Genomic DNA, 6,705 nt, shown 5'->3' with positions numbered 1-6,705 from the left:
CTTCCGCGCGCTGGCCGGCGCCACCGACCCGGTCCCCGAGGACGAGGAGTGCACCTGCGAAGACGGCGAGCCCTGCACCTGCGGCGCCCAGATCAGGAAGGAGCTCAGGGAGATGGTCGAACAGGGCATCATAGAAGCCCTGCAGAAAGGATGATCATGACCTTCGCGGTAGCGCGGACGAGAGATGAGGCACACCTCTACCTCGACCTGCACCCGTGCGCGTGCGGCAGCCCCGAGACCACCTGGGGCAGCGCCCTGGTCGGCACCGAGGAGGGCCTGGCCAGCCGCTACTCCGGCGTCTGCGCCGAGTGCGGCGCGCAGCGGGAATACCTGTTCGCCCTGCCGGACAAGCCCGTGCTGCCCGCGGGCCACCCGACGTTCGGCGGCGCCGAGCCGTCGCAGCTCCTCGACGCGGGGGAGTGGCTGTGGGTGGCCGACCTGTCGGCGGGCAACGTGCCGGTGGACGACGACGCCGAGGCGCGCCGCGCGCTGTCCGTGGCGACGGCCGCGGTCGAGGAGGTCGTCAAGTTCGTCCCGCCCGGGGCCGACGAGGTGCCCGAGGACGGGTTCTGGTCGCTGCGGGGGCGGGAGATGCGGGCGGCCGAGCCGGGCCGCTTCCAGCTCGACCGGCTCCTGATCGTCCGCGACACCTACCGTGACCTGGTGGCGCGGCATGCCTGAGCGAGGGCGGGCGCGCTGCCTGGTGGAGGCGTACGTCTACCTCGACCTGGTGGCCCCCGGCGGGTCGGAGCGGGCGTCGGTGACCGACGAGCCCGGCGCGTGGCTGGTGCGGGCCGACGACGTCGAGGTGCTGGTGCCGTACGCGGCGGAGGAGGCGGCCGGTCTCCAGGGGGCGACGTTCGGCGCCGGGGTGTCGGAGCTGCTCGACCCCGGGCAGTGGGTGCTGATCGGCGCCGCGTACGCCGGCCGCGCCCTGGAGGCCGGGCTGTTCTTCACCGCCGACCCGTCGTCCGGCCTCGAGGGCTACGACACGGTCGTGGCCGACTGGAGCTTCGCCGCCGACGCGATGGAGGAGGCGCTCAAGTTCCTCCCCGGCGACGCCGCCGAGCTGCCGCTGGAGGCGTTCTGGACGGAGATGGGCAGGTCGGTCCGCGACGCCGAGCCCGGCCGCTTCAGCAGGGCGCAGATGGAGAGCGACCTCGCCTTCTACCGGCAGAGCCTCGACGACTTCCGCCGCCTGCACCCCCACTGGAGCTGACCCGCGCGGTGGAGCCGGTGCGCGGCGTGCACCGGCATCCACCGGACTCCTCGGCCTCGGTCCACGAGACCTCCGCCGAGGATCACGCACCGGCTGCGGGCGGGCCTAGGCGTCGAAGCCGCTGATGAGGTCGATGGTGAGAGCCGTGCGCTCGGGGATGTGAGCGACGATGGCGTGCTCGGAGCGGGAGTGGGACCCGGCCCCCACCGGGCCGAGCCCGTCGAGCACCGGGCGGCCCAGCGCGGAGACGAAGTTGGCGTCGCTGGCGCCGCCGACCCCCGCCTCGCGCAGGTCCAGGCCCTGCTGGAGGGCGGCCTTGCAGGCCCTGGCGAACAGGTCCTCGGAGGCGGGGTTGGGCGTCATCGGAGGACGGTTCCAGCCGCCGGTCAGCTCGATGGACACCCGCGGGTCGGGCGAGCGCAGCGCGGCCAGCGCGGCGTCCACGCGGGCCATCTCGTCCTGGCGGGAGACCCGCACGTCGATCCCGCAGGTGGCGCGGCCCGCGGTGACGTTGGTGCCGGTGCCGCCGTTGACCAGGCCCACGTTGACGCTGGTGCCGCGTTCGAGCGCGCCCAGCGTGGTGATCTGGGTGATCAGCGCCGCCATGGCGTGGACGGCGCTGGCGCCCGCGGTGGGGTCGAGCCCGGCGTGCGCCTCGACGCCGGTGGCGGTCACCCCGAAGATGCCGACGCCCTTGCGGGAGGTCTTGACCGCCCCGTCGATGGCGCCCTCGAAGACCAGGGTGGCCAGCGCGCCCTCGCTGGCCGCCTCGATCAGGTGGCGGGAGGCGGGGCTGCCGATCTCCTCGTCACCGTTGAACAGCAGGCGGACCGACGGGTACGGGAGCCCCAGCTCGCGCAGCCCGCGTACCGCCCAGACGGCCTGGACGAGCCCGGTCTTCATGTCGAAGACGCCGGGCGCGCTGATGACGCCGTCGGTGATCTGCCACGGCCACCCGGCCAGGGTGCCGGCCGGCCACACGGTGTCGTAGTGGCCGACCAGCAGGACGAACCCGGGAGCCGTGCCGTGGTAGGTCAGCTCCAGCACGTCGCCGTGGCGCCCGCCGTCGTGGCGGGTCTGCGCGTCCGGCGGCCCGATGCGGTCGGCGGCCCAAGCGCCGATCTCGTCGAGTGCTCGGTCGAGGAGCCGCTTGTCATCGCTCGGGCTCTCCAGTTCGACCAGCTTGCGCAGGTCGTCGAGCATGACGGGAAGGACTTGGTTGGTCCACATGGGAGCCGGTGTCACAGAACTTTCCTTAATCTGAGAGGGAACTACCGTACGGGCACGCCGGGCCCGAGCGGGATGCCGAGCGCCCACCAGGCGAAGAAGAGCACCGTCCAGGTGACGAGCATGACCAGGCACAGAGGCAGCACGAGGGCCATCAGTGTGCCGATGCCCGACGACTTGCGGTAGCGCTGGACGAACCCGAGCACCAGCACGAAGTAGGGGCTCATGGGTGACAGCGCGTTGGTGCAGGAGTCGGCGATGCGGTACAGCGCCTGGGTGGTCTCCGGCGGGATGTCCAGCAGCATCAGCATCGGCACGAAGACCGGGCCGACCAGCGCCCACTGCGCCGAGCCGCTGGTGATCAGCAGGTTGATGATGGTGACGATGAGCAGGATGCCGATGAAGACCACGGGCCCGCTGACCCCGGCGGCCTTCAGCAGGTCGGCGCCCTTGATCGCGGTGATCGTGCCGATGTTGGTCCACTTGAAGTAGGCCAGGAACTGCGAGATCGCGAAGAACAGCACGATGACCGGGGCCATCTCCTTCATGCCGTGCGCCATGAAGTTCGGCACGTCGCTGCTGCGCTTGATGGTGCCGACGGTGCGTCCGTAGACGATGCCGACGACGAGGAACGCCACGCCGATCAGCAGGGCGATCGAACCCAGCAGCGGGCCGCTCACCAGGTCGCCGTTCTCGCCGCGCATCGGCGAGTTGGACGGGATGATGGCCAGCGCGACCAGCGCGGCGATCACCAGCAGCGCGAGACCGGACCAGCGCAGGCCGCGGCGCTCCAGGTCGGACAGCTTCAGGTCGGACAGGTCGCCGAGGTCGGCGTCGTCGTCGACCGGCATGCTCTGCGCTCGCTTGGCGATCACGGTCTCCGTCACCAGGGTGATGACGGCGGCGAGCACGAACGAGGACGCGAGCGAGAAGAAGTAGTTGGCCAGGGGCGTGACGGTGACGTTGGGGTCGATGGTCTGCGCGGCCTCGGTGGTGATGCCGCCCAGCAGGACGTCGGTCGGGGTGACCACCGGGCTCGCGTCGAAGCCGGCCGCGACCGAGACGTACGCCACGATCACGCCGATGATCGGGTTCCGGCCCACCGCGTAGAAGGCCAGACCGCCCAGCGGGATCAGCACGATGTACGCCGAGTCGGCGGCCGCGTGGGAGATCATGCCGGTGAAGGCGAGCGCGAAGGTCACCCAGCGCCCCGGCACGCGGGAGATGCCGCGCTTGAGCACGGTGGCCAGCAGCCCGGACTTGTCGGCGACGGCCACGCCGAGCATGACGACGAGCACCGTGCCCAGCGCGGGGAATGTGACGAAGCTCTCGATGGCGTCGCCGAGCATCAACTGCACGCCCTCGAAGGAGAGCAGGCTCTGCACGGCGACGGGCTTGTTGTCTGCGGGGTTGACCGCCGAGACGTTCATGGCCGCCAGAGCCCAGCTCAGCACCATGATGAAGACGCTCAGGATGACGAACAACCAGAACGGGTGCGGGAGTTTGTTCCCGACGCGCTCAATGCCATTGAGAATACGCATGGTCGCGTCGAGTGCGCGCGACTCTTTTTTCTCAGCCAGGGGGGTGGTGGACATGGGCCCCGATATTAACGACACCCAGAATCACGCGCAAGTGGAAAGCGCGCCTACCCATGAGTAGTAAACAACGCTGTCAGCGAAATCTGCCGACGGGAAAGTTGGTTGCGTAACCGCAGGTCACGCCGGTTTTGTTGCGTTCCAAAATGAAAATTCGCCGACCAGCGGGCCGGTGCCTTCCCGATCAGCCGAGCAACCACCGGCTCAAATAGAACGCGGCAATTCCGATCGCCGTGGACAGCAGAAATCTTTTCGAGACCATCCCCGCCGCGAAGGTGACCACCCCGCCGATCAGATAGGGATTCGCCAGGCTCAGCTCAAGCCCTTTTCCGGACGGGGCGAGAATGGCCGGGAACACCAGCGCCGCGAGCACCGCCGGCGGCGTGTATTTCAGCAGGGTCTCCACCAGCGGGCGCATCTCCCGGTCGGCGAGGACCGCCAGCGGCAGGTAGCGGGGCAGGAAACTGCACAACCCCATGCCGACGATCAGCAGCACCATGCCCATGCCGTCGCTCATGCCTTGCTCTCCTTGGGCTCGTCGCTCAGCTCGGGCTTGTCGCTCAGCTCGGGCTCGTCGCCCCGCTGGGGTTCGTTCTTCCTGACCGCCAGCTCGCAGGCGGTGCCGACCACCGCGCCGACGACCGCGGCCAGCACCACCCCGAGGTTGTACGGCAGCCCCTGCGCCAGCAGCGCCGTCACCCCGGCCGAGCAGATGGCCGCGGCCACCCGCCAGTTCACCAGCCCGATCGCGAGCATGGCGACGAACATCGCGGTCACCGGGAAGTCGAGGCCGAGCTTCGTCACGTCGGGCACGGCGGACCCCAGCGACATGCCGATCACCGTGCACAGCATCCAGGTGACGTACAGCGTCGCCGACGCGCCCAGGAAGAACAGGTGCTTGTGATGGGTCAGCCTGCCGTTGCGCAGCCGGTCGATCGCCACGAAGAACACCTCGTCGATCAGCCCGAAGCCGAGCACCACCCGCCAGCGCTGGGGGACCTCCTTGACGTACGGGATGAGGATCGTGCTGTACAGCAGCATGCGCAGGCCCAGGATCAGCGTGGTCAGGATGATCGCGGGCACGCTCGCGCCGTCGGCGATCAACGCGAAGCCGACGAACTGCGCGGTGCCGGAGTTCACCGCCATGGCCAGCCCCAGCGTGGCGAACTCCGACAGCCCGCTGGACAGCCCCAGCACGCCTCCCGCGATGCCCATCGGGATGGCGGAGGCGAGGAAGGGCATCGTGCTCCTGGCCCCGGCCAGGAACTGCTGACGCGGGGTCGGCGGCGTCACCGTCTCGGGTGGGTCGGCGATGGCCATGTCAGCGCTCTTCCTTCCATAGCGTGCGCACCAGGGCGGCCACGGCGTCGGGTGCCGTGTGGGTGAAGTAGTGGCCGGCCGGGCCGATCTCCGCGAGCCGGGGCGCGCTGGAGAAGAGCGACCAGGCCGCGTAACGCCGGGCGTATCCGGGGGTGAGCGGGTCGTCGGCGGCGTAGACGGCGGTGAGGGGGGCGGCGAGCGGGGCCGTCCCGTTCTGCTCGGCCCGTTCGAGCAGGTAGGTGTTGGCGGCGCGGGAGTCGTGCCGGAACACCTTCGCCACGAACGCGGCCTGGTGGAGTTCGAGCGCGTCGAGCCCGGTCAGCCCGGTGACGTCGGACAGCCAGGCCACGACGTCGGCGTCGCCGATCGTCTCCGCCTCGCGGATGGCCTCGCGGGTGGCGGCGGCGTCGTGGAGCAGCTTGCCGGCCACGAAGACGTGCAGCGGCGGACGGCCCGCGGCCTCCAGCAGGCGGGCCGTCTCGACGGCCAGGGCCGAGCCGACGCAGTGGCCCCACAGCAGCACGGGGCCGGTGAACGTGGCGCGGATCTCGTCCGCCACCAGCCTGGCGGCCTCCGGCACGCTCACGAGGGGCTCGTCGGGACGGCCGGCGTCGTGACCGGGCAGTTCGACGCCGTGCACGGAGACGCCGCCGTCCTTGCCCAGCGCGGTGGCCAGCCGCTCGAAGTTGACGGCGTTGCCGCCCGCGTACGGGAAGCAGACCAGCGCGCACGAGGCCGGGTCGAAATCCTCGGTCAGGGCCCGGAGCAGCCCTTGGGGACCCGCCCCCGTCTCAATGGGCCCAGCCGCGATGCGGGCCTCGGCCACCGCGCACAGCGGCCCGAACGTGGAGTTGCGCATCAGGTCGGTGAGCGTCACGAGGCCGCCCATCTCCATGACCACCCGCATGGCCGACAGCGAGGCGCCGCCCAGCTCGAAGAAGTTGGCGTCGAGCGTGATGGACTCCGGCGGCACGCCGAGCACCGCCGACCAGGCCCGCGCGATGCGTTCCTGCACCGGCCCCTCGGGGCGGCCACCGCCACCACCGCCACCATCACCGGTGCTCGGTGCTTCGACGCGGTGGAAGACCCGGCGCGCGGGCTCGGGCAGCAGCTCCAGACGGTCCGGCAGGCGGCGGGCCCGGGCAGGCACGGTGGTGGCCTGGCCGTCGGCGGCGACGAGGGAGATCGTGCCCGGGGTGGCGAAGGGGACGCGCAGCCCGTACGCGTCGACGACCCGCGGGCGGAGCGGCCGGCCGGCGTCGGGAACCACCCCGGCCGGCGCCGCGGGGAGCCCGGCGGACTCCTCGACCGCGGCCAGCTCCGCCCCCTCCCCGGCGGGCAGCT

The 6,705-nt window shown here is 71.1% G+C and carries 7 protein-coding genes; 2 read left to right on the top strand and 5 right to left on the bottom strand.

Translation table 11 applies throughout. The features are described 5' to 3' along the window. Positions 1-156: 156 nt before the first annotated feature. Entirely contained in the window at positions 157-681 is a 525-nt protein-coding gene (locus ABD844_RS12705) for a hypothetical protein (RefSeq protein WP_344876339.1), read from the top strand. Next, entirely contained in the window at positions 674-1,219 is a 546-nt protein-coding gene (locus tag ABD844_RS12700; RefSeq protein WP_344876337.1) for a hypothetical protein, read from the top strand. Before ABD844_RS12705 ends, ABD844_RS12700 begins: the two co-directional genes overlap by 8 nt. Before the next feature lie 105 nt (positions 1,220-1,324). Here the strand turns inward: ABD844_RS12700 and ABD844_RS12695 are convergent, their stop codons facing one another. From ABD844_RS12695 to ABD844_RS12675, 5 genes are all read right to left on the bottom strand, one after another. After that, complete coding sequence (locus ABD844_RS12695) at positions 1,325-2,464, bottom strand: M20 family metallopeptidase (protein ID WP_344876335.1); 1,140 nt, start codon at positions 2,462-2,464, stop codon at positions 1,325-1,327. A gap of 26 nt (positions 2,465-2,490) precedes the next feature. After that, complete coding sequence (locus ABD844_RS12690; RefSeq protein ID WP_344876333.1) at positions 2,491-4,041, bottom strand: AbgT family transporter; 1,551 nt, start codon at positions 4,039-4,041, stop codon at positions 2,491-2,493. Between the two features lie 184 nt (positions 4,042-4,225). Next, entirely contained in the window at positions 4,226-4,558 is a 333-nt protein-coding gene (locus tag ABD844_RS12685) for an AzlD domain-containing protein (RefSeq protein ID WP_344876331.1), read from the bottom strand. Beyond that, on the bottom strand, positions 4,555-5,361 hold the full coding sequence (locus tag ABD844_RS12680; protein WP_344876329.1) for an AzlC family ABC transporter permease: 807 nt from the start codon (positions 5,359-5,361) through the stop codon (positions 4,555-4,557). The genes ABD844_RS12685 and ABD844_RS12680 overlap by 4 nt, the downstream gene beginning before the upstream one ends. 1 nt (position 5,362) lies before the next feature. Beyond that, positions 5,363-6,705: thioesterase II family protein (locus ABD844_RS12675; protein ID WP_344876327.1), on the bottom strand; the 1,343-nt coding region annotated here is incomplete at its 5' end.

It is taken from the genome of Nonomuraea antimicrobica (assembly GCF_039536965.1).
In the GTDB taxonomy this organism is placed as follows: Bacteria; Actinomycetota; Actinomycetes; order Streptosporangiales; family Streptosporangiaceae; genus Nonomuraea; species Nonomuraea antimicrobica.
The sequence above is the reverse complement of the archived record's forward strand: the minus strand, read 5'-3'. Positions and strand labels throughout refer to the sequence as shown.